Consider the following 23,740-nt stretch of genomic DNA (forward strand, 5'->3'; position numbering starts at 1 on the left):
CCCCTCCCGCACCCCCGCTCGTCCCTCCCCGGCCCCTGGTCGCCCGCCCCCCACTTGGCCCCCCCACTTGGCCACCCCCCCCGCTTAGGGACACCGTGTCCCCATCTTCTATCTTGGGGACACCGTGTCCCTAAGACAGAAGAACGCTGGAAGGCACCCCCCGTGTACCTGGCCCTGCTCGAACTGAAGGCGGCCCGCGGCCGCTTCCTCCTCATGGGGAGCGTGGTGGTCCTCGTCGCCGCGCTCGTCGGCATCGTCGGCGGATTCACCACCGGACTCGGCGACGACACCGTCTCCGCGCTGCGCGCCCTGCCCGCCACCCACCTCGCCTTCGCCCGCGGCGCCGACTCCGACCAGTTCGCCCGCAGCCTGGTCGGCGCGCCGGAACTGGACGGCTGGCGCGCCCGCCGGGGCGTCGAGGCCACCGGTCTCGGCGTCTCCATCGCGCGCGGCACCACCGACCGGAAGGCGGAGGTGGACTTCGCCGCGTTCGGCGTCGAACCCCGCTCCTTCCTCGACCCCGGCAGCACCACCGGCGCCCCGCTGTCGGACGCCGAACCGGCCGGCATCGTCGTCTCGCAGCGGCTGGTGAAGGACGGTGTACGCGTCGGCGACACCCTCACCGTGGACCGCCTCGGCATCACCCTGAAGGTCCGGGGGACCACCGGCCGCGCCTCCTACGGCCATGTGGCCGTCGCCTACCTGCCCGTCGAGACCTGGCAGCGGATCCGCTTCGCCACCCCGGGAGCGGGTCCTGCCACCGCGCCGCCGCCCCGGCAGTACAGCGCCGTCGCCCTGCGGGCCGGTCCCGGCGCGGACCTCGCCGCCGGGGACGCGGCACTGGGCACCCGCACCCTGACCACCGCCGGGGCCTACGCCGCCGCGCCCGGCTACACCGGCGAACGCGTGACCATGACCTCCATCCAGGTCTTCCTGTACGCCATCGCCCCGCTCGTCGTCGGCGCCTTCTTCGCGGTGTGGACCGTGCAGCGGCTGCCCGAACTGGCCCTGCTGCGCGCGCTGGGCGCCTCCCGGCCCCGGCTGCTGGCGCACACCCTGGCCCAGGCCGCGCTGGTCGTCGTCGCCGGGACCGCGGCCGGTGCCGCGCTCGCCGCGGGCGTCGGACTGCTCGTGGGCTCCGAGGTGCCGTTCAGCCTGCCCGCCGCCGGCCTCGCCCTGACCATGGCCACCGTCGTGCTGGTCGGACTCGCCGGCGTTGCCGTCACCCTGCGCAAAGTGACCACCGTGGACCCGATGACCCTGCTGGGAGCCGGCCGATGAGCCTGGAACTGAGGAACGTCACCGTGACCCTGGGCCGCGGCGACTCCCGTACCACCGCGCTGCGCGACCTCAGCGCCGCCTTCGCGCCCGCCGCGCTGACCGCCCTCGTCGGACCGTCCGGCTCCGGCAAGTCCACCCTGCTCGCCGTCGCGGGCGCGCTGCTGCGGCCCGACTCCGGCCAGGTCCTGCTGGGCGGCACCGACCTCGCCCGGCTGACCCCGGCCGGACAGGCGCGCCTGCGCCGCGAGCGCGTCGGCTACGTCTTCCAGAGCGGCAACCTGCTCAGCGGCCTCACCGCCCTCGAACAGCTCCTCGCCGCCGCCTCCGTCACCGGCCGCGCCCCGCGCGCCGTACGGGCCCGCGCCACGGAACTGCTCGGCGAGGTCGGCCTCGCCCACCGCCTGCGCCACCGCGCCGACCAGCTCTCCGGCGGCGAGAGACAGCGCATCGCGCTCGCCCGCGCCCTGCTGCTCGAACCCGAACTGCTCCTGGTCGACGAGCCCACCGCCGCCGTCGACCGGGAGCGCGCCGCCGCCCTCGCCGCGCTGATCGCCCAAGCGACGGCCCGGTACGGCTGCGTCACCGTGGTCGCCACCCACGACCCCGTCGTCCGGACAGCCGCCGACCACACCGTCGACATGGCCGCCCTCCACCCGACCGGCCCCGCCTGACCACCCCGTACGCGCCCCGGCGCCCGCTGCCGCTCACCCGATCGGCGCAACAGCCCCCGGGCGCGCCGCGCCCCCGGGCCGCCCCCGGGGTCCGCACGCCCCGCCCGCCCGCGACCGGCACCGGCGCGTCCGCGGGGCCGCCCGCCACCCGGTCGCGGGCCGGGTGGCGGTCCGCGACCGGGGGCGCGCCGCGGGCGGCGGAAACGGCGCCCTTGCACACTGCAAGGGCGGGTACCCGGGGGAGCGGCGGCGGCACGCGGCCGCCATCCGGGCGCAGACCGGCGCCGGCCCCCTGGGCGGCCCGGCGCGCACCGCCCGGACGCCGAGCCCCGAACGGTCCAGGAAGGCGGTCCACCTGATGAGTCGCAGCCGAACACGCGTCCCGGACACCCCCGAGGTGGACGTGGCCGCCCTCGCGGCGGCGCTGCGCGCGTCCGTGGACGCCGAGGTCCGCTTCGACGCCGGGAGCAGGGGCGCGTACGTCACGGACGGCTCCAACTACCGTCAGGTGCCCCTCGGCGTGGTCGTCCCGCGCGACGTGGAGGCGGGCGCCGAGGCGGTCCGGGTGTGCGCCCGCTTCGGCGCCCCCGTCCTCTCCCGCGGCGGCGGCACCAGCCTGGCCGGGCAGTCCACGAACCGGGCCGTCGTCATCGACTGGACCAAGTACTGCCACGCCCTGATCTCCGTGGACCCGGACGCCCGCACCTGCGTGGTCGAACCCGGCATCGTCCTGGACGAGCTGAACCGCCGCCTCGCCGGCCACCGCCTCCAGTTCGGCCCGAAGCCCTCCACCCACAGCCACTGCGCGCTCGGCGGCATGATCGGCAACAACTCCTGCGGCGCGTCCGCGCAGGCGTACGGCAAGACCGTCGACAACGTCCGCCGCCTGGAGATCCTCACCTACGACGGCCTGCGCACCTGGGTCGGACCCGCCTCCGAGGCCGAACGGGCGCGGATCGCCGCCGAGGGCGGCCGCAAGGCCGAGATCTACGCCGGACTCGACCGCATCGCCCGCACCTACCTCGCCGACATCCGCCACGGCTACCCGAAGATCCCGCGCCGTGTCTCCGGCTACAACCTCGACTCGCTGCTGCCCGAGAACGGCTTCGACGTCGCCCGCGCCCTGGTCGGCAGCGAGGGCACCCTCGTCACCGTGCTGCGCGCCGAACTCGACCTGGTCCCGGTGCCGCCGTACCAGTCGATCCTGGTGCTCGGCTACGCCGACATCTGCGCCGCCGCCGACGACGTGCCCCGCCTGCTGGAGCACTGCGAGCCCAGCCAACTGGAGGCGCTGGACGGGCGGATGGCGCAGCTGATGCGCGAGGAGGGCGCCTACCTGGAATCGCTCGCCGTCCTGCCCGAGGGCGACAGCTGGCTGCTCGTGCAGTACAGCGGCGACAGCCAGGAGGACGTCGACGGGCAGGCGCACGCGCTGCTGCGCGCCCTCGGACGCGGCGAGCAGGACGCCGACGTCGCCTTCTCCGACGACCCCGAGCGCGAGCAGCGGATGCTCAAGGCCCGTGAGGCCGGACTCGGCGTGACCGCGCGGCCCCCGGACGACCGGGAGACCTGGGAGGGCTGGGAGGACAGCGCCGTACCGCCCGAACGCCTGGGCGACTATCTGCGCGACCTGAAGAAGCTGTTCGAGGAGTTCGACTACGACCACCCCTCGCTGTACGGGCACTTCGGGCAGGGCTGTGTGCACACCCGGATCCCGTTCGGCCTGAAGACGGCCGACGGCGTCGCGGACTTCCGCCGGTTCCTGGAACGCGCCGCCGACCTCGTCTCCTCCTACGGCGGCTCCCTGTCGGGCGAGCACGGCGACGGCCAGGCCCGCGGCGAACTGCTCGTGCGCATGTTCGGACCGCGCCTGGTGGCCGCCTTCGGCGAGCTGAAGACGCTGTTCGACCCCGGCGACCGGATGAACCCGGGCAAGATCGTCGCCCCGAACCCGGTCGACGGGCAGCTGCGCCTCGGCGCCGACTGGCGGCCCGCCGCTCCCGAGACGCACTTCGGCTACCCCGAGGACGACCGCTCCTTCACCCGCGCGGTGCTGCGCTGCGTCGGCATCGGCAACTGCCGCAGCCAGGAGGGCGGCGTGATGTGCCCGTCCTACCGGGCCACCCGCGAGGAGGAGCACTCCACCCGCGGCCGGGCCCGGCTGCTGTTCGAGATGCTCGGCGGCCACGCCGACTCCACCGTCACCGACGGCTGGCGCTCCACCGAGGTCAAGGACGCCCTCGATCTCTGCCTGGCCTGCAAGGGCTGCAAGTCGGACTGCCCGGTGGGCGTCGACATGGCCACCTACAAGGCCGAGTTCCTCGCCCACCACTACGCCGGCCGCCCCCGCCCGGCCGCCCACTACTCCCTGGGCTGGCTGCCCCTGTGGGCCCGCCTCTCCCGCCTCGCCCCCTCCCTGGTCAACACCGTGCTCCGGGCGCCCGGACTGTCCCGCGCGGGCAAGGCGCTGGCCGGAGTGGCGGGGGAGCGGCAGGCGCCCCTCTTCGCCCGGCAGTCCTTCGTGCAGTGGTGGCGCGCGCAGGACACCGCTCCGCCGGACCCCGCCGACCCGCGGACCGTGCTGCTGTGGCCGGACACCTTCAGCACCTACTTCCACCCGTCCATCGCCGTCTCGGCCGTACGGGTCCTGCGCGACGCGGGCTTCCACGTCGCCGTCCCCACCGAAGCGGTGTGCTGCGGACTCACCTGGATCTCCACCGGCCAGCTCGACACCGCGAAGCGGTCCCTGCGCCGCACCCTGGACGTGCTGCGCCCCTACCTGGAGGCGGGCACCCCGGTCATCGGCCTGGAACCCTCCTGCACCGCCGTGTTCCGCTCCGACGCGCTCGAACTGCTCCCCGACGACCAGGACGTCAAGCGACTGGCCGGTCAGGTCCGCACCTTCGCCGAGCAGTTGGTGCACCACGCGCCCGACGGCTGGCGGCCGCCCGCGCTCACCCGGCAGGCCACCGTGCAGACCCACTGCCACCAGCACGCCGTCATGAAGTTCGACGCCGACCGGGAACTGATGCGCCGCGCCCACCTCGACGCGGACGTCCTCGACGAGGGCTGCTGCGGCCTGGCCGGCAACTTCGGCTTCGAACGCGGCCACCACGACGTCTCCATGGCCGTCGCCGAACAGGGCGTGCTGCCCGCCGTACGCGCCGCCGCCCCCGACAGCCTGGTCCTCGCCGACGGCTTCAGCTGCCGCACCCAGATCGAACAGGGCGGTACCGGCCGCCGCGCCCTGCACCTGGCCGAGGTGCTTGCCCTCGGCCTGGACGGGAACCTGCCCTCCGAGCGGCCCGAACGCCTGGCCGTCCGGCCCGGCGGCCCTTCCCGGACCGCCCGGTGGACCGCCGCCGCGAGCGCCGCGGCCCTCACCGCCACGGCCGTCACCGCGGCCGGCCGGGCGGCCGCCCGGCACCTGCGCCGCCCCTGACCGGGGAGCGCGCCGACGAGCCCAGCGAACCCACCCTCCGAAAGGTTCTGGAACATGTCGAAGAAGGTCTCCGACCACGTCCTCGAAAGGCTGCGCGACTGGGGTGTGGAGTACGTCTTCGCCTACCCCGGCGACGGCATCAACGGCCTGCTCGCCGCCTGGGGCCGCGCCGACGACGACCCGCGCTTCATCCAGGCCCGGCACGAGGAGATGGCCGCCTTCGAGGCCGTCGGCTACGCCAAGTTCTCCGGGCGGGTCGGGGTGTGCGCCGCCACCTCCGGACCCGGCGCCATCCACCTCCTCAACGGCCTGTACGACGCCAAGCTCGACCATGTGCCGGTCGTCGCGATCGTCGGGCAGACCAACCGCAGCGCCATGGGCGGCTCCTACCAGCAGGAGGTAGACCTGCTGAGCCTCTACAAGGACGTCGCCTCCGACTTCTGCGAGATGGTCACCGTCCCCGAACAGCTGCCCAACGTCCTCGACCGGGCGATGCGCACCGCCATGGGCCGCCGCTCGGTGTGCGCCGTGATCATCCCCGCCGACGTGCAGGAACTCGACTACTCGCCGCCCGAGCACGCCTTCAAGATGGTCCCCTCCAGCCTGGGCATGCCGCACTACGCGCCTGTCCCCACCGACGACGACCTCGCCCGCGCCGCCGAGGTCCTCAACGCGGGCGAGAAGCCGGCGATCCTCATCGGACAGGGCGCGCGCGGCGCCCGCCAGGAGGTCATGGCGGTCGCCGACCGGCTCGGGGCGGGCGTCGCCAAGGCACTCCTCGGCAAGGACGCCCTCGACGACGACCTCCCCTACGTCACCGGCTCCATCGGGCTGCTCGGCACCCGGCCCTCGTACGAGATGATGGAGAGCTGCGACACCCTCCTCGTCATCGGATCGTCCTTCCCCTACACCCAGTTCATGCCCGAGTTCGGGCAGGCCCGTGCCGTGCAGATCGACATCGACCCGCACATGGTGGGCCTGCGCTACCCGTTCGAGGTCAACCTCGTCGGCGACGCCCGTGAGACGCTGAACCGGCTGCTGCCCCTGCTCAAGGCGCACAAGAACAAGAGCTGGCGCAAGGGCATCGAGAAGGACGTCTCCCGCTGGTGGGAGGTGATGCAGCGGCGCGCCGCCGTCGACGCCGACCCGATCAACCCCGAGTACGTCGCCCACTCGCTCAGCGACCTGCTGCCCGAGGACGTGATCCTGGCCGCCGACTCCGGCTCCGCCGCCAACTGGTACGCCCGCCACCTCAGGCTGCGCGGCGCCATGCGCGGCTCCCTCTCCGGCACCCTCGCCACCATGGGACCCGGCGTGCCGTACGTCATCGGCGCCAAGTTCGCCCACGGCGACCGCCCGGCCATCGCCCTGGTCGGCGACGGCGCCATGCAGATGAACGGCATGGCCGAACTGATCACGATCGCCAAGTACTGGCAGGAGTGGCAGGATCCGCGCCTGATCGTCGCCGTCCTCAACAACCAGGACCTCAACCAGGTCACCTGGGAGATGCGCGCCATGGCCGGCGCCCCGCAGTTCCTGCCCTCCCAGTCGATCCCCGACGTCGCCTACGCCGACTTCGCCCGCTCCCTGGGCCTGCACGGCATCCGCGTCGAGGAACCGGACGGCGTCCGCGGCGCCTGGGAGGCCGCGCTCGCCTGCGACCGGCCCTGCGTGCTCGACTTCGTCACCGACCCCGCCGTACCGCCCATCCCGCCGCACGCCAGCCTCGACCAGATCGAGGCCGCCGCGACCTCCGTCCTCAAGGGCGACAGCGACCGCGCCGGCATGGTCCGCCAGGGCTTCAAGGCCAAGGTGCAGGAGTTCCTGCCCGGCGGCCGGCACCGCACGGACCGGCCGGGCGCCGAGGAGGGCCGGTGACCGACCCCGCGCCCGCGCCGGGGACGGGCACCGGTGTGCCCGCCCCCGGCCGCGACGGCGAGGCGACGCGGCCATGACCGGCCCGCACTTCCCGCCGCACGCGCTGCACGACTACGCGCTGCTGGCCGACGGCGAACGCGGCGCCCTCATCGGACCGGACGGCGCCATCGACTGGCTGTGCGCGCCCGCCTGGCACGACGACGCCGTCTTCGCCTCCCTGATCGGCGGCCGGGGCGTCTACGCCGTCACCCCGCGCGGCCGGTACGTCCCCGGCGGCTACTACGAGGAGGGCACCCTGATCCGGCGCAGCCGCTGGATCACCACCGACGGGGTGATCGAGTGCCGTGAGAGCCTCGCCTTTCCCGGCGAGGCCGACCGGCTGGTCCTGCTGCGGCAGCTGATGGCCGTCGACGGCACCGCCCACGTGCGCGTCGTCCTCGACGCGCACGCCGACTACGGACGCGCCCCCTGCGCCACCCCGCGCCGCGACGACGACGGCGTCTGGCACCTGAGTTCCGGCCGCCACCGGCTGCGCTGGCAGGGCGCGCCCGCGGCGACCTGGGACGAGCGGGGCCTGACCGCCGACCTGGTGCTGGCGCCCGGCGAGCGCCACGACCTGGTCCTGGAGTGCTCCGCCGCGCCGCTGCCGCGCACCCCGCCCCGGGCCGCCGAGGTGTGGGAGGCCACCGAGCGGGCCTGGCGGCGGGAGGTGCCCGCGATGGACCGCACCGTCGCCCCCGAGGACGCCCGCCGCGCGTGCGCCGTGCTGCGCGGGCTGACCACGCACGGCGGCGGCATGGTCGCCGCGGCCACCACCAGCCTGCCCGAACGCGCCGAGGCGGGCCGCAACTACGACTACCGGTACGTGTGGATCCGCGACCAGAGCCTGGCCGGCCAGGCCGCCGCGGCGGCCGGCGCGCCCGGCCTCCTGGACGCCGCCGTCCGCTTCGTCGGCCAACGGCTGCTGGCCGACGGACCCCACCTCGCCCCCGCCTACACCGTGCACGGCTGTCCGGTCCCCGACCAGCGCGAACTGGACCTGCCCGGCTACCCGGGCGGCTCCAGCCGGATCGGCAACCATGTGGAGAAGCAGTTCCAACTGGACTCCTTCGGCGAGGCGCTGCTGCTGTTCGCCGCCGCCGCACGCGCCGGCCGGCTCGACGACGACGGACGGCGGGCCGCCGACCTCGCGGTCCGCGCCATCGCCGAGCGGTGGCGGGAACCGGACGCCGGCATCTGGGAACTGCGGCCCGCGCGATGGACCCACAGCAGGCTCACCTGCGTCGCCGGTCTGCGCGCCCTCGCCGCCGCGGCACCGGCCCGGCCGGCCGACGACACTCCCACCCGCCTCGCCGACACCCTGCTCGCCGAGACCACGGCCACCAGCCTGGACGGCGACGGCCACTGGCGCCGCACCCCCGACGACCCCCGCGCCGACGCCGCGCTGCTGCTGCCCCCGCTGCGCGGCGCCCTGCCCGCCGCCGACCCGCGCACCCGCGCCACCCTCGCCGCCTGCCGCGACCAGCTCGCCCAGGACCACTTCGTCTACCGCTTCCGGCACGACGAACGGCCCCTGGAGGAGGCCGAGGGAGCGTTCCTGCTGTGCGGGTTCGCCATGGCGCTCGCCGAGCACCAGCAGGGCGACGAGACCGAGGCGTACCGCTGGTTCGAACGCAACCGCGGCGCCTGCGGATCGTCGGGACTGTACGCCGAGGAGTTCGACGTCGCCCAGCGCCAGCTGCGGGGCAACCTCCCGCAGGCCTTCGTCCACGCCCTGCTCCTGGAGGCCGCCGCACGCCTCGCCCAGGACCCCCGTTCACCGGCGCACACCGCCGGGTGAGGAGCCGACCCATGCCCCAGACCGTCGTCATCACCGGCGCCAGCGCCGGCATCGGCCGCGCCACCGCCCGCCTGTACGGCGCGCGCGGCGCCGACGTCGTCCTGATCGCCCGCGGCCGGGCCGGTCTGGACGCCGCCGCCCAGGAGGTCGAGGCGCTCGGCGGCCGGGCCCTCGTCCAGGTCGCCGACACCGCCGACACCCGCCAGGTCGAAGCGGCGGCCGACGCCGCCGAACAGGCCTTCGGCCCACTGGACGTCTGGATCAACTGCGCCTTCAGCAGCGTCTTCGCGCCCTTCGAGCAGATCACCCCCGAGGAGTACGAACGGGCCACCCAGGTCACCTACCTGGGCTTCGTCAACGGCACCCGCGCCGCGCTGACCCGGATGCTGCCGCGCGACCACGGCACGATCGTGCAGGTCGGTTCGGCACTGGGGGAGCGGGCCATCCCGCTCCAGTCGGCGTACTGCGGCGCCAAGCACGCCATCAACGGCTTCACCTCCTCGCTGCGCACCGAACTCCTGCACCGCGGCAGCAAGGTGCGGGTGACCGTGGCGCAGATGCCGGCGGTCAACACCCCGCAGTTCTCCTGGGTGCTCTCCCGGCTGTCCCGGCACCCCCAGCCGGTGCCGCCGATCTACCAGCCCGAGGTCGCCGCCCGGGGCGTCGCGCACGCCGCCGACCACCCCGGGCGCAAACAGCGCTACATCGGCGCCAGCACCCTGGCCACCGTGTGGGCCAACCGGCTCGCCCCCGCGCTCCTCGACCGCTATCTGGCCCGCACCGGCTTCGACTCCCAGCAGACCGGCCGGCGGCCCCCGACCGGTGTGAGCAACCTGTTCGAGCCCCTGGACCGGACCGAGGGCGGCGACCAGGGCGACCGCGGCGCGCACGGCGTCTTCGACGACAGGGCGCACGGCCGCTCCGCCGAGGCCGCGCTCGCCCGCCACCCCGCCCTCGTCGCCTCCGTGTTCGCCCTGGGCGCCGCGGGGGCCGTCACCGCTCGGGCCGCGCTGCACCGGCGCGGCCGCCCGGACGCCGCGTGAGGAGAACCGTGATGACCGTGACCGACCGTGCGCGGGCCCGCCTCGACGAGGCGACCGGCATCGTGGCCATCGTCGGCGGGGTGACCCGGGAACGGGCCCGCGCGGTACTGGGCGAGATGGCCGCGCACACCCGCATCAAGGAGCAGCACGTCGCCGAACTCGTCGTCGAATGGGCGGTGTCGGGGCGGCTGCCGGCCGAACTGCGCCGCGAACTCGGACGCCGGCTCGACGCCGGACAGGGCGCCCCGGCCGCGGAACCGGCCGGGTGACACGGCCGCGGGCGGCTTCCCCCAGCGGCGGACCGCGGTGCGCGGGCGGCGCGGGACGGCGTGCGGCGGCGCCCTCCTGTCCGCGCGGTCCGCGCCGGGCGCCGCCGTCCTCTGCGATGATGCTCCGCGCTTGATCGTCTCCGCCCGTCCGGGCGGAGCGGCGGAAGGGGGACACATGGCACAGCGCGAGACCGACCGGGGCCGGGGCCGCTCGGCCGCCCGGCACGGGCAGGCCGCGCTCGACCGGGAGGCCGAGGAGCTGAGCATCGCCTTGATGGCCGCCTCCCGGCTCTTCGTGGCGATCTCCGCCCGCGCGCTGGCCTCCACCGCCGACTCGCTGACGCTGCCGCAACTGCGGGCCCTGGTGGTGCTGGACACCTGCGGGCCGGTCAAACTCGTCGTGCTCGCCGCGACCCTCGGCGTCAACCCGTCCACCGCGCTGCGCATGGTGGAACGGCTGGAGGCGCTCGGCCTCGTCGACCGCAGGACCAACCCCGCCAACCGGCGCGAGGTCGTGCTCAGCCTGACCACCGGCGGCCACGAACTGGTCTCCCGCGTGCTCACCCGGCGCCACGCCGAGATCCGCAGGGTGGTCCAGCGCCTGCCCGCCCCGCAGCGGGCCGCCCTGCTGCCCGCCCTGAACGCCCTCACCGACGCGGCCGCCGAGACGGCCGTCCACCCGCACGGCACCGCGCGAGCGGACCGCGGCATCACCGACAACCAAGTCGACCCGGTTGACCCGGTCGACCCAGCCACCCGGGCCGGGTGGCCCGAGGCATGACCCCCGGCCGTGCCCCCTGAGGACACGGCGTGCGACGCCGGCCATGGCCGGTCAGGCGCCGCGGCAGCGGCCCGGTTCCCGCGCCGCCACCGCCACCGCCCGGCCGCGGCCCCGCGCGGCGCGCCCAGCCGGCCGAAGCCGATCACGACAAGCCGCAGGCCGGTGCCGCCGGCCCAGGGCCACCGGGGCCGCGGCGGGCGAGGTGGGCGCGGGCCGTGGCGGCCACCGGTGCTCCTCGGCCACGTCCGGCGCCGGACCGGTGGTGCGGGGGCAGCCGCACCACCGTGTCTCGCCCGGCCGGTACATGACGTCGGAGGTGCCGCCGCAGAAGCACTCACACCGCCGTCGCGACCGCGTCCACGGCAGGGGTGCGCAGCATCCGGCGGGCGGTCAGCAGGCAGGTGCCGAGCACCACCGCCGCCGCGACCGCGGCCACCACCTGCCAGATGCCGAGCGCCTGGTGCGGCCAGAGGACGTCCGCGCGGACCAGGGTGAAGGGGACCGTCCCGGCCAGCGCGGTCACCGTGCCGCACAGCACCCCGGCCACCGTGACGACCAGACCCTCCACGAACACCGTCCGCAGCACCTGGCCCGGCGTCGCCCCCGCCAGCCGCTGCTGCCCGAACTCCCGGCGGCGGTACGCGGTCGCCGCGTACAGGGAGTTGACGAGCATCACGCAGACGAAGACCACGACGATCCCCACCACCGTCAGGTTCAGCGTCTGGAGGTTCTTCGCGTCGACCGACCTGACCAGACCGGAGGCCCTGATCTCGGCGCTCTCCACGGCCTGCATCGACAGCGTCGCCGTGGCCATGCCCGTGAACAGGGTCAGCGACATCAGCGTCCCGGCCAGCTCGTCCACCCGCTGCCGCAGATTGCGCACCGCGAGCCAGCCGCTCGCCCCGCCCGCCGGCAGCCGCCCCAGCAGCGCCGTCAGCAGCCGCGGCGCCAGCAGGGCGCAGCCCACCGACAGCAGGATCGCGCCGTAGGCGGGCGCCGCCATCAGCGCCGGGTCGGTGGCCGAGAACGCGAACGTCGACAGCACCGACACCGCGCCGAGCCCGAGCGCGCCGCAGGCGAGGACCGTACGGCCCCGGCCCCGCCGCTCCCGCGGCCGGGTCGCCCGCCGCACCGCGAGGAAGGCCGCTCCGGCCGCCGCGGCCAGCGTGATCCCGGCGCCCGAGGCCAGGGCGAGCGGACCGAAGGAGTAGCCGACCGAAGGGGCCACCTGACCGCTGTCCTGGAACACGCCGAGCAGCGCCCGCCCGCCCAGCACCGCCGGGCCGACGGCCAGCACCACCGCGAGCACGGCCACCGCCACCGACTCGCCCACCACCATCCGCCGCAACTGCGCCGGGGTCGCCCCCGAGCAGCGCAGCAGCTCCAGCTCGCCCGAGCGCTGCCGGACGCTCACCGTCAGCGCGGAGGCGATCGAGAAGAACACCAGCAGCGCGCCGTAGCCGCCCACCACACTCGCCGAGGTGGTCAGGGTCTCGGCGCTGACGTCGTCGACGCCTGGCCCGCCGGCCGTGTCGCGCAGCGAGGCGAAGGCCATCACGATCGCCGCGCCGAGGAACGCGGACAGCAGCGTCGCGGCGAAGCGGCCCGGCCGGTGCCGGACCGAACGCAGTGCGAGGAACAGCATCGCTCACACCCCCGCCGTCACATCGTCGCCCAGATGGGCGAGGCGTTCGGCGACCGCGTCGGCCGTGGGCGCGTGCAGTTGCCCGGCCAGCCGGCCGTCCGCCAGGAACAGCACCGAGTCGGCCCAGGAGGCGGCCACCGGATCGTGCGTCACCATCACCACGGTCCGCCCGTGCACCCGCACCGCGTCCCCCAGCAGCCGCAGCACGTCCCGCGCGCTGCGCGTGTCCAGCGCCCCGGTCGGCTCGTCGGCGAAGATCACCCGCGGTTCGGTGACCAGCGCCCGCGCGATCGCGACCCGCTGGCGCTGCCCGCCCGACAACTGGTCCGGGCGGTGGCCGAGCCGGTCGCCGAGACCCACCGAGTCCAGCACCTCCCGCACCCGGCGCCGGTCCACGCGCCGGCCGGCCAGCCGCAGCGGCAGCACCGTGTTCTGCGCGACGGTCAGCGTCTCCAGCAGGTTGTACTGCTGGAAGACGAACCCGATCCGCTCGCGCCGGAATCTGGTCAGCGCCGTCTCGTCACCGCCGGTCAGCTCCTCCCCGTCCACCATCACGATCCCGCCGTCCGGGCGCTCCAGACCGGCCGCGCACCGCAGCAGCGTCGACTTGCCCGAACCCGAGGGCCCCATCACCGCGGTGAACGTGCCCCGCTCCAGGCCCAGCGTCACCCCGTCCAGCGCCCGTACGGCACCGCCGTCGCTGCCGTGCGTCTTGGTCACCTTGACCAGCCGCAGTGCCTGGGCGGCCGGCCCCGCCCCCTGCGCACGCCGTGCGCCCACGCCCGTCATCGTCATCACCCTCCGTCCGGCACGCCCTGTGCCCCGGAAAGAAAAACTACGGAGCGTACGCGTCCGCGACACGGGGCGCAGCACCCGTATCGGCCGGTGTACCCGGCGACACCTCCAACGGGCCACCCCAACGCGCCGACCCCGCCCGCCACCGCTGCAATGGACAGGTGACCGCGCCCCCGGACGACTGCCTCGCGCGCAACGAGTGGATCTGCGGCGCCTATCTGAGCACCCGTCGCGGCGTCCTGCTCGACGCGGTGCTCCAGCATCTGCGCCTGACCGCCCTGGCCGTGCTGATCGCCCTGGCCGTCGCCGTCCCGCTGGCCGTGCTCGCCCGCCGCCTGCGCTGGGCCGCGGGACCCGTCCTGGCCCTCACGACCGTCCTCTACACCATCCCGTCCCTGGCCATGTTCTCCCTGCTCCTGCCGCTGTACGGGCTGTCGGCCACCCTCGTCGTCGCCGGTCTCGTGCTGTACTCGCTGACCCTGCTGGTCCGCAACATCCTCGCGGGCCTGCGCGCGGTCCCCGAGGAGACCCGGCAGGCGGCACGCGGCATGGGCTACGGCCCCGTACGGCTGCTGCTGGCCGTCGAACTGCCGCTCGCGCTGCCCGCCGCGATGGCCGGACTGCGCATCGCGACGGTCTCGGCGGTGTCCCTGGTGACGGTGGGCGCGATCGTCGGCTTCGGGGGCCTGGGCAACCTCATCTACGCGGGCATGAACACCTACTTCAAGGCGCAGGTGCTCACCGCGTCCGTGCTGTGCGTGGTGATCGCCGTCGCCGCCGACCTGCTCCTGCTGGGAGTGCAGCGGCTGCTCACCCCCTGGACCCGGGCGGCCCGCGCGTGAGCGCCGCGGCGGACGGGACCCGGCGCCCATGAGCACCCTCGCCGACGCCTGGGGCTGGCTCACCGATCCCGCGCACTGGCCGGGCGACGACGGCATCGCGCACCGTCTGCTCCAGCACCTGCTGCTCACCGTGGTCTGCCTGGCCGCCAGTTGCCTGATCGCGCTGCCCGTCGCCCTCGTCCTCGGCCACCTCGGCCGGGGCGGCGCCCTCGCCGTCAACCTCGCCAACATCGGCCGCGCCGTGCCCACCTTCGCCGTCCTCGTCCTGCTGCTGCTCACCCCGGTCGGCCGGTGGGGCGAGGGCCCCACCGTCGTGGCGCTCGTCCTGTTCGCGGTGCCGCCGCTGCTCACCAACGCCTACGTCGGGATGCGCGAGGTCGACCGCGACGTCGTACGGGCCGCGCGCGGCATGGGGATGACCGGCGCGCAGACCCTGCTCCGCGTCGAACTGCCCCTCGCCTCGCCGATGGTGCTGAACGGGGTGCGCGTCGCCGCCGTCCAGCTCGTCGCCACCGCCACCATCGCCGCGCTGGCGGGCGGCGGCGGACTCGGCCGGATCATCACGGCCGGGTTCAACCTGGCCAGCACCCCGCAGGTGGTGGCGGGCGCCGTCCTCGTCGCCGCGTTCGCGCTGGTCGTCGAGGCCGTCTTCGAGACGGTGGAGCGGCTGGCCCCCGGCCGGGGCAGGGGCGGCCGCCGATGAGGGCGCCGGCTCTGTTCCTGCTGCGCCTGCTGCTGGTGCTCGGCCCGCTCACCGCCTGCGCCGCCGGCCCCTCCCTGGAGCAGCGCGGCGAGGTCACCGCCCCGCCCGGCGACAGCCGCCATCTGACGATCGGCTCCGCCGGATTCACCGAGAGCGACCTGCTCGCACAGATGTACGCACTGCTGCTGGAGCAGGCCGGGTACCGGACGTCCCTGATCACCGTCGCCAACCGCGAACTGTACGAACCCGCCCTGGAGTCCGGCCAGATCGACGTCGTCCCCGAGTACGCGGCCACCTTCGCCGACTGGCTGGCCGCCAAGACGCACGGCACCGGCGCGCCCCCGGCCGGCTCGCCCGACCTCGCCGCCACCCTGCGCGCCCTGCGCGCGCTCGCCGCCCCGCGCGGCCTGACCGTCCTCGACCCCGGCCGGGCCGTCGACCAGAACGCCTTCGCCGTCACCCGCGCCTACGCCCGCGAGCACCGGCTGAAGACCCTCGGCGACCTCGGCGCCTCGGGCCTGAAGGTGCGGCTGGCCGCCGGGGACGAGTGCGTGTCGCGGCCGTACTGCGCGCCGGGACTGCGCAAGGTGTACGGCATCGACATCACCGGCGTCGACCCCAAGGGCGTCGGCACCACGCAGGCGAAGCAGGCCGTGCGCGACGGCCGCGACCAGATGGTGCTGACCACCACCACGGACGCCACCCTCGACTCCTTCGGCCTGGTCCTGCTCGCCGACGACAAGCACCTCCAGAACGCCGACTACATCGTCCCCGTCGTCAACCGCGCCCGCGCCGGGAGCGCGCGGGTGACCGGCGTGCTGGACCGGCTCAACGCCGTCCTCACCACCGCCGACCTGGCCGACCTCGACCAGCGCGTCGACAGCTGGCGCCGGCTGCCCTCGGACGTGGCCCGCGCCTATCTGGAGGAGAAGGGCCTGCTCAAGTGAGACGGAGCGCCGGGAGTGTGCCGGGAGCCCCGACCTCCGGCATCAGGCGTCGGCCACCGAGTCGAACCCGACCTGCCCGCGCGGCACCCCGCGCGCGTCCGCGTCCACCGAGCGGCGCAGCGCCTCGTGCAGCTTCGCCGGGGTCAGCACCCCGAGGAACCGCGCCCCGTCCAGCACCGCGACCCAGCCCGCGTCGTGCTGGAGCATCACCCCGAACGCCTGCTTGAGCGGGGCGCCCACCGGTACCCACGCGCTCATCCGGTGCGCCAGGTCACCGACCCGGCCGCCCGCACCCAGCGCGTCGAGACCCACCCAGCCGCGCAGATCGCCCGAGGCGTCCAACACCACCGCCCAGCGGGCGCCCCCGGCGCGCAGCCGCTCGGCGGCCCGCTCGGCGGACTCGTCGGGCCGGGCCACGGGCGGCTGCTCCAGGTCGCCCGGTTCCACCGCCGTCACCGACAGCCTCTTCAGACCGCGGTCGGCGCCCACGAACGCGGCGACGTACTCGGTCGCCGGACCGCCCAGCACCGCGCCGGGCGTGTCGAACTGCTCGATGCACCCCTGCCCGTACACGGCCATGCGGTCCCCGAGCCGCACCGCCTCCTCGATGTCATGGGTGACCAGCAGCACCGTCTTGCGCACGGCGGCCTGCATCCGCAGGAACTCGTCCTGCAACTGCTCGCGCACCACCGGGTCCACGGCCCCGAACGGCTCGTCCATCAGCAGCACCGGCGGATCGGCGGCCAGCGCCCGCGCCACCCCGACCCGCTGCCGCTGTCCGCCCGACAACTGCTCCGGATAGCGCGGCCCGTACGTCTTGGGGTCGAGACCGACCAGGTCGAGCAGTTCGGCCGCGCGCGCCCGCGCCCTGGCCCGCTTCCAGCCGAGCAGCGCGGGCACGGTCGCCGTGTTGTCCAGGACGGTGCGGTGCGGGAACAGGCCGACCTGCTGGATCACGTAGCCGATGCGGCGGCGCAGCCGCACCGGGTCGAGGGCGGCGATGTCCTCGCCGCCGACGAGGATGCGGCCCGAGGTCGGTTCGATCAGCCGGTTGACCATCATCATGGTGGTGGTCTTGCCGCAGCCGGACGGGCCCACGAGGGTGACGAGTTCGCCCTCGGACACCTCGAAGCTGAGGCCGTCCACGGCCGTGGTCCCGTCCGGGTACCGCTTGGTGACCTGTTCGAACCGGATCATTCCCTCACGCTAGCGGCGCCGCGGGCTCCTCGCTCATCAGCACCACCTCCAGGGTGCGCGGCCCGTGCACGCCCTCCACCCGGTCCAGTTCGATGTCGCTGGTCGCGGACGGGCCGGAGATCCAGGTCAGCGGGCGGCGCGGATCGAGCCGGGGCAGCGCCTCGGGCACCGAGGAGACCACCTGGTCCGGGACGCGCACCACGCAGATGTGGTGGTCGGGCACGAGCGTGATCCGGCGGCGCCCTTGGTCGGGCGAGCCGTCCAGGACGAGCGTGCCGGTCTCGGCGACGGCGACGGCACAGCCGGTGACCACGCTGTCGACGCGGTCCAGTGCGCCGGGCGTGCTGTCCGGCCGGTCCGCGACCCGCCTCACTCCGGTCGCCGCCAGCCACTCCCCGTCCAGGCCCGGCGGGACCAGGACGCTCGCCGCGCCCCGGGCGTCCAGCAGCCGGGCGATCAGGGCGGGCAGCCCGGCCCGGTCGCAGCGGTGCACCAGCGCCCGGTAGTCGGCGAGGTTCTCGGCGAGCAGCGTGACCGTCGCGGCGGTGTCCGGGCCGCCGTGGCGGCGCAGATAGCCGCGCGCCACCGCCCGCTCGTAGGGGGTGTCGTCGGCCGGTACGTCCGCGAGCGCGCGCCGCACCCGGCCCAGGATCCGTTCCCTGCTGCTCACTTCGCCTCCTCCGTGCCGCCGCGCGTGCGCTGCCACCAGTCCCGGAACGGCTCCGCGGGCAGCGCGGGCAGGTCCCGGGTGCCCGTCCAGGCCCGGCCGGGTCCGGGCAGGGTGCGCGGGTGCAGGCGCCGGGTGCGCGAGGCGAGCCGCTGCCCGCCGCGCAGCAGCGCGGGGTGCGAGAAGGCGAGGCGGGCCGCGCGCATCGCCGCCCGCTCGGCGCCGTGCCCCTTCGCGGGTTTCAGCACCACCTTGTTGCCCCCGCGCACCGCCTCGCCGCCCTGGACGACCCGTTCGCGCAGGTGCACCAGCACCTCGGGGATGTCGATGGCGACCGGGCACACCTCGTAGCAGGCGCCGCACAGCGAGGACGCGTACGGCAGTGAGGCGTCGATCGCGCTGCCGGTACCGCGCAGCTGGGGGCTGAGGATCGCCCCGATGGGCCCGGGGTAGACGGAGCCGTACGCGTGGCCGCCGGCCCGCTCGTAGACCGGGCACACGTTCAGGCAGGCCGAGCAGCGGATGCAGCGCAGCGCCTGGCGGCCGACCTCGTCGGCGAGGGTGTCGGTGCGGCCGTTGTCGAGCAGCACCAGATGGAAGGTCCGCGGCCCGTCGCCGTCGGTGGTCCCCGTCCAGGTGGAGGTGTACGGGTTCATCCGCTCAGCGGTGGAGGAGCGGGGCAGGGTCTGCAGAAAGACCTCCAGGTCCTGCCAGGTGGGCACCAGCTTCTCGATGCCGACGACCGAGATCAGCGTCTCGGGCAGGGTCAGGCACATCCGGCCGTTGCCCTCGGACTCCACGACCACCAGGGTGCCGGTCTCGGCGACCATGAAGTTGGCACCGGAGACACCGACTCTGGCGCGCAGGAACTTCTCCCGCAGGTGCAGCCGGGCCGCCTCGGCGAGCTCGGCCGGTGTGTCGGTCAGGCCCTCGGGCGCCGGGCGGCCCCAGGAGGCCATCTCGGAGCGGAAGATGTCCCGGATCTCGCCGCGGTTGCGGTGGATGGCGGGGACGAGGATGTGGGACGGCCGGTCCCGGCCCAACTGCACGATCAGCTCGGCGAGATCGGTCTCGTAGGCACGGATGCCCTCGGCCTCCAGCGCCTCGTTCAGACCGATCTCCTGGGTGGCCATCGACTTGACCTTGACGACCTCCGTCTCGCCGGTCTCTTTGACCAGCCGGGCGACGATCGCGTTGGCCTCGGCCGCGTCGGCCGCCCAGTGGACGGTGCCCCCGGCCGCCGTGACCGCCTCTTCCAACCGCACCAGATAGCGGTCCAGGTGGCGCAGCGTGTGGTCCTTGATCTGCCGGCCCGCCTCGCGCAGCGCGGCCCAGTCCGGCAGTTCCGCGACCGCGCGGGCGCGCTTGTCGCGGATGGTGTGCGTGGCGTGCCGCAGATTGCCGCGCAGCGTCCGGTCGCGCACCGCCTCGTGCGCGGCCACGGGGAACGCCGGCATCCCGACGAACGTACTGCTGCCGCTCATGCCGCGGGCTCCTCCTCCGTGCTCGCCAGGATCTCCGCGATGTGCACCGGCCGCATCCGGGAGCGCAGCCGGGACATCGTGCCGCCGAGGTGCATCAGGCAGGAGTTGTCGCCCGCGCACAGCACCTCGGCGCCGGTCGACTCGGCGTTGCGCACCTTGTCGGTGCCCATCGCGGCCGACACGTCCGCGTTCTTCACCGCGAAGGTCCCGCCGAAACCGCAGCACTCCTCGGCTCCCGGCAGCGCCACCAGTTCCAGCCCCTTCACCGCCCGCAGCAGCCGCAGCGGACGGTCCCCGAGCCCCAGCGAGCGCAGCCCGTGGCACGTCGGGTGGTAGGTGACCTCGTGCGGGTAGTACGCCCCCACGTCCGTCACCCCCAGCACGTCCACCAGGAACTCGGTCAGCTCGTACGTCCGCGGCACCACCGGCGCCAGGGTGCGGGCCAGCGTGTCGCCCCGGCCCTCGGCCCGCGCCCGCTCACCCATGCGCGGATACAGCTCCCGCACCATCGCGCCGCAGGAACCCGACGGTGTGACGATCGCCTCGTAGTCCCGGAAGACATCGGAGAACTTCCGGGCCAGCGGCTCGGCCTCATGCCGGTACCCGGTGTTGTAGTGCGCCTGTCCGCAACACGTCTGCTCCGGCGGGAAGTCCACCTCGACGCCCAGCCTGGTCAGCAGTTTCACCACGGCGCGACCGGTGTCCGGATAGAGCGTGTCATTGACGCAGGTCAGGAACAGGGCCACACGCATCGCGGCTCCTCGTCGTCGGTCATCGGACGGGTGAAGCCTAGTCAGGCCGGGTGCGCTGCGGCAGCCCCCGGCTCGTCCACGGCGTGGCGGTGCGCCGGCGCGCACCGGCAGTGGCCGGTCGCCCGCTGACCGGCGGTTCAGTACCTTTTCATGATCCCGGGTCTCGGACGGCGGAGCGCGGTGTGCTCAACTGGGACGCGGCCGTGAAACTCCGTCCCGGGAGAACCGTTGACCCTCAGCTACCGCCAGCCCGGCGTCGTCCTCACCGACCGCTCCTTCACCGTGCCGCTCGACCACGACGACCCGGCGGGGGAGACGATCGAGCTGTACGCCCGCGCCGCGGTCGCCCGGGACAAGGCGGACCGGGACCTGCCGTGGCTGCTGTACCTCCAGGGCGGCCCCGGCTTCGGAGCGAACCGTTTCATCGGGAAGCAGGCGTGGCTCGGCCGGGCCCTGGAGGAGTACCGGGTGCTCCTGCTCGACCAGCGCGGCACCGGCCACTCCACGCCCGCCAACCGCCAGACCCTCCCGCTGCGCGGCGGCCCCGGGGCCCAGGCCGACTACCTCGCGCACTTCCGCGCCGACTCCATCGTCCGCGACTGCGAGGCGATCCGCGCCGAGGTCACCGGCGGCGCGCCCTGGACCGTCCTCGGCCAGAGCTTCGGCGGCTTCTGCACCGTCCACTACCTCTCCACCCGCCCCGAGGGCCTGTCCACCGCCCTGATCACCGGCGGCCTGCCCTCGCTGGACGCGCACGCCGACGACGTCTACCGGGCCGCCTACCCGCGCATCGAACGCAAGGTCGCCGCCCACTACGCCCGCTACCCCCAGGACGTCGCCCGCGCCCGCGAGATCGCCGAACACCTGCTCACCCACGACGTGGTCCTGCCCGGCGGCTACCGGCTGACCGCGGAGGCCTTCCAGTCCCTCGGCATCCTGCTCGGCGGCACGGACGGCAGCCACCGGCTGCACTTCCTCCTCGAAGGCGCCTTCGTCCGCACGCCCGCGGGCCCGGCCCTCTCCGACGCCTTCCAGGAGGAGGTCCAGGGCCTGCTGTCCTACGCGGCCCACCCGCTCTACGCCCTGCTGCACGAGCCGATCTACGGCCAGGACGCCCGCCCCACCGCCTGGTCGGCCGAGCGGGTGCGCGCCGAGTTCCCGCAGTTCGACGCGGCCAAGACGCTCGCGGACGACGGCCCGCTGCTGTTCACCGGCGAGTCCGTGCACCCCTGGATGTTCGACTGCGACCCCGCGCTGCGCCCGCTGCGCGAGTGCGCCGATCTGCTCGCCGCCCGCACCGACTGGCAGCCCCTCTACGACCCGGCCCGACTCGCCGCCAACGAGGTCCCGGTCGCCGCGGCCGTCTACCACGACGACATGTACGTCGACACCGCGCACGCCCTCGCCACCGCCCGCACCGTCCGCGGCCTGCGCACCTATGTCACCGACGAGTTCGAGCACGACGGGGTGCGGGCCGGCGGCCCCCGCGTCCTGGACCGGCTGCTCGCCCTCGCCCGCGACGACGCCTGACACCTGCGCGGTCCCGGGCACCCCGGCGCAGCGCCCGTGTCCGTGCCTAGGATGATCCCCGGGCGCGGGCGCGCCCGGGGGTACGACGGCGACGGGGGCGGCACATGGCGGACGGCACGGGCGGCGGCACGGCGGGCACGGCCGGGACGGCGGACGAGGAGCGGCTGGCGCGGCGGTTCGAGGAGCACCGCGGGCAGTTGCGGGCGGTGGCCTACCGGATGCTCGGCTCGCTGACGGAGGCCGAGGACGCCGTCCAGGAGACCTGGCTGAAACTCACCCGCGCCGACAGCGACGCCATCGGCAACCTGGCCGGATGGCTGACGACGGTGACCGGCCGGGTCTGCCTCGACCTGCTGCGCAGCCGCACCGCCCGCCGCGAGGATCCCCTCGACGAGACCTTCGTGCCCGACCCCGTCGTCCGGCCGCTGGCCTCGGCGGACCCGGAGCGGGAGGCGCTGCGCGGCGACTCGGTGGGGCTCGCCCTGCTCGTCGTGCTGGAGACCCTGGAACCGGACGAGCGGCTGGCGTTCGTGCTGCACGACCTGTTCGCCGTGCCGTTCGACGACATCGCGCCGGTCGTCGAACGCACCGCGGCCGCGACCCGGCAACTGGCCAGCCGCGCCCGCCGCCGCGTGCAGGGCGCGACCCCGTCAGCGGAGACCGGCCTCGCCCGGCAGAAGGAGGTGCTGGAGGCATTCCTCGCGGCCTCCCGCGGCGGCGACTTCGAGGCCCTGGTCGCGGTCCTGCACCCCGACGTGGTGCTGCGGGTCGACGCCGGCGCCCTGGCCCGCGGCGCCGCCGCTTCCAAGGTGGTGCGCGGGGCGCGGACCGTGGCGTCGCAGGCGCTCACCTTCTCCCGCTACGCCCCGACGGCCCGGCTGGTCCTGGTCAACGGCGCGGTCGGCGTGGCCAACACCCCTCAGGCGGGCCCGCACTCGGTCATGGCCGTCACCGTCGCCGACGGCCGGATCACCCACCTCTACATCCTGTCCGACCACGACCGGCTGGCCCCCCTGGACCTGCCCGCCGCCATGACCGGCTGAACCGCCGCCGCGGACAGAGCCGTTGTTCCCCCGGGCGGCCACTGCCGGGGTCGTCGCCGTGCCGACCCATCCCGCCCGGGACGGAACCCTCCTCGCTCACCGCGCCGTTGGCGACGGGCCGCCGCCGGTCTGTCTCCCCGGCGGCCCGATGCGCGCCCCGCCTACCTCGGTGGCCTCGGCGGACTGTCCGCGCACCGGTGGCTGATCCCCGCGGACCCGCGCGGCACCGGCGTCTCGCAGACGCCCCGCGACCCCGTCACGTACCGCTGCGACCGGCTCATCGCCGACGTCGAGGCGCTGCGCGAGCACCTGGGGCCGGACCGGACGGACGTGCTGGCGCACTGCGCGGGCGCCGACCTGGCGGTGCTGTGGGCGGCCCGCCATCCGCACCGGGTGGGACGGCTGGTGCTGGTCACCCCGAGCCCGGTGGCGGTCGGCATCGAGGTCGGCGCCGACGCACGGCTCGCCACCGCGCGGCTGGGGGCGCGCGAGCCGTGGTTCCCGGCGGCGTACGCGGCGCTGGAGGAGGTCGTGGCGGGCCGGACGGCACGGGTGCGGTGGGAGGCGATCGCCCCGTTCCTGCACGGCCGCTGGGACGACGCGGCACGGGCCCTGGACGCCGCCGGGGCCGAGGAGAAGAACGCGGAGGCCGCCGCGGTCTACGGCTCCGTCGGCGCGTACGACCCGGAGGCCACCCGGACGGCGCTCGGCGCGCTGCCCGTGCTGGTGCTCGCCGGCGAGGTCGGCCTGAACTCCCCGCCGCCCGCCATGGCGGAGTACGCCGGGCTGTTCCCGCGCGCCGGGCTGCGGGTCCTGCCCGGCGCCGGGCACTTCCCGTGGCTCGACGACCCGGCCCGCTTCCGCGCCGCCGTCGCCCCCTTCCTCGGCCGGGCGGTGGTCCGGGGGCGCGGCGCGGATCAGTAGGCTGGG

At 75.1% G+C, this 23,740-nt stretch carries 19 protein-coding genes and 1 pseudogene; 14 read left to right on the top strand and 6 right to left on the bottom strand.

Going from position 1 to position 23,740, the window contains the following annotated elements; translation table 11 throughout:
* The first annotated feature begins 162 nt into the window (after nt 1-162).
* The 8 genes from A8713_RS29050 to A8713_RS29085 all read left to right on the top strand — a co-directional run bounded on the left by A8713_RS29050 (nt 163) and on the right by A8713_RS29085 (nt 11,205).
* A complete protein-coding gene (locus A8713_RS29050) occupies nt 163-1,281 on the top strand; it encodes an FtsX-like permease family protein (protein ID WP_064536714.1) in 1,119 nt (372 codons plus the stop codon).
* Complete coding sequence (locus A8713_RS29055) at nt 1,278-1,952, top strand: ABC transporter ATP-binding protein (RefSeq protein ID WP_064536715.1); 675 nt, start codon at nt 1,278-1,280, stop codon at nt 1,950-1,952. Before A8713_RS29050 ends, A8713_RS29055 begins: the two co-directional genes overlap by 4 nt.
* Nucleotides 1,953-2,310: 358 nt before the next feature.
* Complete coding sequence (locus tag A8713_RS29060) at nt 2,311-5,394, top strand: FAD-binding and (Fe-S)-binding domain-containing protein (protein WP_064537780.1); 3,084 nt, start codon at nt 2,311-2,313, stop codon at nt 5,392-5,394.
* A 54-nt stretch (nt 5,395-5,448) separates the two neighbouring features.
* Nucleotides 5,449-7,272 (top strand): thiamine pyrophosphate-requiring protein, encoded by a 1,824-nt coding sequence (locus A8713_RS29065; RefSeq protein WP_064536717.1) that lies wholly within the window; start codon nt 5,449-5,451, stop codon nt 7,270-7,272.
* 73 nt (nt 7,273-7,345) lie between these two features.
* A complete protein-coding gene (locus A8713_RS29070; RefSeq protein WP_064536718.1) occupies nt 7,346-9,112 on the top strand; it encodes a glycoside hydrolase family 15 protein in 1,767 nt (588 codons plus the stop codon).
* Between the two features lie 11 nt (nt 9,113-9,123).
* Nucleotides 9,124-10,155, top strand: a complete 1,032-nt coding sequence (locus A8713_RS29075) for an SDR family oxidoreductase (RefSeq protein WP_064536719.1) — start codon at nt 9,124-9,126, stop codon at nt 10,153-10,155.
* An 11-nt stretch (nt 10,156-10,166) separates the two neighbouring features.
* Nucleotides 10,167-10,424, top strand: coding sequence for a hypothetical protein (locus A8713_RS29080; protein ID WP_064536720.1), 258 nt, complete (start codon nt 10,167-10,169; stop codon nt 10,422-10,424).
* Nucleotides 10,425-10,599: 175 nt separating this feature from the next.
* Nucleotides 10,600-11,205, top strand: a complete 606-nt coding sequence (locus A8713_RS29085) for a MarR family winged helix-turn-helix transcriptional regulator (protein ID WP_064536721.1) — start codon at nt 10,600-10,602, stop codon at nt 11,203-11,205.
* A 334-nt stretch (nt 11,206-11,539) separates the two neighbouring features.
* On the opposite strand, the gene A8713_RS29090 is transcribed toward A8713_RS29085, so the two are convergent.
* Together A8713_RS29090 and A8713_RS29095 are read right to left on the bottom strand one after the other, a co-directional pair.
* A complete protein-coding gene (locus tag A8713_RS29090; RefSeq protein ID WP_064536722.1) occupies nt 11,540-12,850 on the bottom strand; it encodes an FtsX-like permease family protein in 1,311 nt (436 codons plus the stop codon).
* A gap of 3 nt (nt 12,851-12,853) precedes the next feature.
* Nucleotides 12,854-13,645 carry an ABC transporter ATP-binding protein gene (locus A8713_RS29095; protein ID WP_107440728.1) on the bottom strand — a complete coding sequence of 264 codons (792 nt, stop codon included), beginning with the start codon at nt 13,643-13,645 and terminating at the stop codon, nt 12,854-12,856.
* Between the two features lie 161 nt (nt 13,646-13,806).
* Here A8713_RS29095 and A8713_RS29100 point away from each other — a divergent pair, with 161 nt between their 5' ends.
* Genes A8713_RS29100 through A8713_RS29110 form a run of 3 tightly spaced genes read left to right on the top strand, consistent with a single transcriptional unit; the run spans nt 13,807 to nt 16,137 of the window.
* Nucleotides 13,807-14,487 carry an ABC transporter permease gene (locus tag A8713_RS29100; RefSeq protein WP_064536723.1) on the top strand — a complete coding sequence of 227 codons (681 nt, stop codon included), beginning with the start codon at nt 13,807-13,809 and terminating at the stop codon, nt 14,485-14,487.
* Between the two features lie 28 nt (nt 14,488-14,515).
* A complete protein-coding gene (locus A8713_RS29105) occupies nt 14,516-15,190 on the top strand; it encodes an ABC transporter permease (protein WP_064536724.1) in 675 nt (224 codons plus the stop codon).
* A complete protein-coding gene (locus A8713_RS29110) occupies nt 15,187-16,137 on the top strand; it encodes an ABC transporter substrate-binding protein (protein WP_064536725.1) in 951 nt (316 codons plus the stop codon). Before A8713_RS29105 ends, A8713_RS29110 begins: the two co-directional genes overlap by 4 nt.
* Before the next feature lie 42 nt (nt 16,138-16,179).
* Here the strand turns inward: A8713_RS29110 and A8713_RS29115 are convergent, their stop codons facing one another.
* Genes A8713_RS29115 through A8713_RS29130 form a run of 4 tightly spaced genes read right to left on the bottom strand, consistent with a single transcriptional unit; the run spans nt 16,180 to nt 20,237 of the window.
* On the bottom strand, nt 16,180-17,334 hold the full coding sequence (locus A8713_RS29115) for an ATP-binding cassette domain-containing protein (RefSeq protein ID WP_064536726.1): 1,155 nt from the start codon (nt 17,332-17,334) through the stop codon (nt 16,180-16,182).
* Nucleotides 17,335-17,338: 4 nt separating this feature from the next.
* The gene (locus A8713_RS29120) at nt 17,339-18,004 is read right to left on the bottom strand and encodes a LutC/YkgG family protein (RefSeq protein WP_064536727.1); all 666 of its coding nucleotides are present in this window, start codon (nt 18,002-18,004) and stop codon (nt 17,339-17,341) included.
* Nucleotides 18,001-19,485, bottom strand: coding sequence for a LutB/LldF family L-lactate oxidation iron-sulfur protein (locus tag A8713_RS29125; protein WP_064536728.1), 1,485 nt, complete (start codon nt 19,483-19,485; stop codon nt 18,001-18,003). Before A8713_RS29125 ends, A8713_RS29120 begins: the two co-directional genes overlap by 4 nt.
* Nucleotides 19,482-20,237, bottom strand: a complete 756-nt coding sequence (locus A8713_RS29130; protein ID WP_064536729.1) for a (Fe-S)-binding protein — start codon at nt 20,235-20,237, stop codon at nt 19,482-19,484. The genes A8713_RS29125 and A8713_RS29130 overlap by 4 nt, the downstream gene beginning before the upstream one ends.
* A 228-nt stretch (nt 20,238-20,465) precedes the next feature.
* Here A8713_RS29130 and A8713_RS29135 point away from each other — a divergent pair, with 228 nt between their 5' ends.
* From A8713_RS29135 to A8713_RS29145, 3 genes and pseudogenes are all read left to right on the top strand, one after another.
* Entirely contained in the window at nt 20,466-21,767 is a 1,302-nt protein-coding gene (locus A8713_RS29135; RefSeq protein WP_064536730.1) for an alpha/beta fold hydrolase, read from the top strand.
* Between the two features lie 104 nt (nt 21,768-21,871).
* Entirely contained in the window at nt 21,872-22,810 is a 939-nt protein-coding gene (locus A8713_RS29140; RefSeq protein ID WP_064536731.1) for a sigma-70 family RNA polymerase sigma factor, read from the top strand.
* A gap of 58 nt (nt 22,811-22,868) precedes the next feature.
* Nucleotides 22,869-23,734, top strand: a pseudogene (locus A8713_RS29145) (alpha/beta fold hydrolase).
* Nucleotides 23,735-23,740: the final 6 nt, after the last annotated feature.

This window comes from Streptomyces sp. SAT1, from assembly GCF_001654495.1.
GTDB classification, from domain to species: domain Bacteria; phylum Actinomycetota; class Actinomycetes; order Streptomycetales; family Streptomycetaceae; genus Streptomyces; species Streptomyces andamanensis.

Coding starts and splice junctions, on each gene's coding strand:
- A8713_RS29055 (WP_064536715.1), top strand. CDS start 1,278: ATGAGCCTGGAACTGAGGAACGTCACCGTGACCCTGGGCCGCGGCGAC.
- A8713_RS29060 (WP_064537780.1), top strand. CDS start 2,311: ATGAGTCGCAGCCGAACACGCGTCCCGGACACCCCCGAGGTGGACGTG.
- A8713_RS29065 (WP_064536717.1), top strand. CDS start 5,449: ATGTCGAAGAAGGTCTCCGACCACGTCCTCGAAAGGCTGCGCGACTGG.
- A8713_RS29070 (WP_064536718.1), top strand. CDS start 7,346: ATGACCGGCCCGCACTTCCCGCCGCACGCGCTGCACGACTACGCGCTG.
- A8713_RS29075 (WP_064536719.1), top strand. CDS start 9,124: ATGCCCCAGACCGTCGTCATCACCGGCGCCAGCGCCGGCATCGGCCGC.
- A8713_RS29080 (WP_064536720.1), top strand. CDS start 10,167: ATGACCGTGACCGACCGTGCGCGGGCCCGCCTCGACGAGGCGACCGGC.
- A8713_RS29085 (WP_064536721.1), top strand. CDS start 10,600: ATGGCACAGCGCGAGACCGACCGGGGCCGGGGCCGCTCGGCCGCCCGG.
- A8713_RS29090 (WP_064536722.1), bottom strand. CDS start 12,850: ATGCTGTTCCTCGCACTGCGTTCGGTCCGGCACCGGCCGGGCCGCTTC.
- A8713_RS29095 (WP_107440728.1), bottom strand. CDS start 13,645: ATGACGATGACGGGCGTGGGCGCACGGCGTGCGCAGGGGGCGGGGCCG.
- A8713_RS29105 (WP_064536724.1), top strand. CDS start 14,516: ATGAGCACCCTCGCCGACGCCTGGGGCTGGCTCACCGATCCCGCGCAC.
- A8713_RS29110 (WP_064536725.1), top strand. CDS start 15,187: ATGAGGGCGCCGGCTCTGTTCCTGCTGCGCCTGCTGCTGGTGCTCGGC.
- A8713_RS29115 (WP_064536726.1), bottom strand. CDS start 17,334: ATGATCCGGTTCGAACAGGTCACCAAGCGGTACCCGGACGGGACCACG.
- A8713_RS29125 (WP_064536728.1), bottom strand. CDS start 19,485: ATGAGCGGCAGCAGTACGTTCGTCGGGATGCCGGCGTTCCCCGTGGCC.
- A8713_RS29130 (WP_064536729.1), bottom strand. CDS start 20,237: ATGCGTGTGGCCCTGTTCCTGACCTGCGTCAATGACACGCTCTATCCG.
- A8713_RS29140 (WP_064536731.1), top strand. CDS start 21,872: ATGGCGGACGGCACGGGCGGCGGCACGGCGGGCACGGCCGGGACGGCG.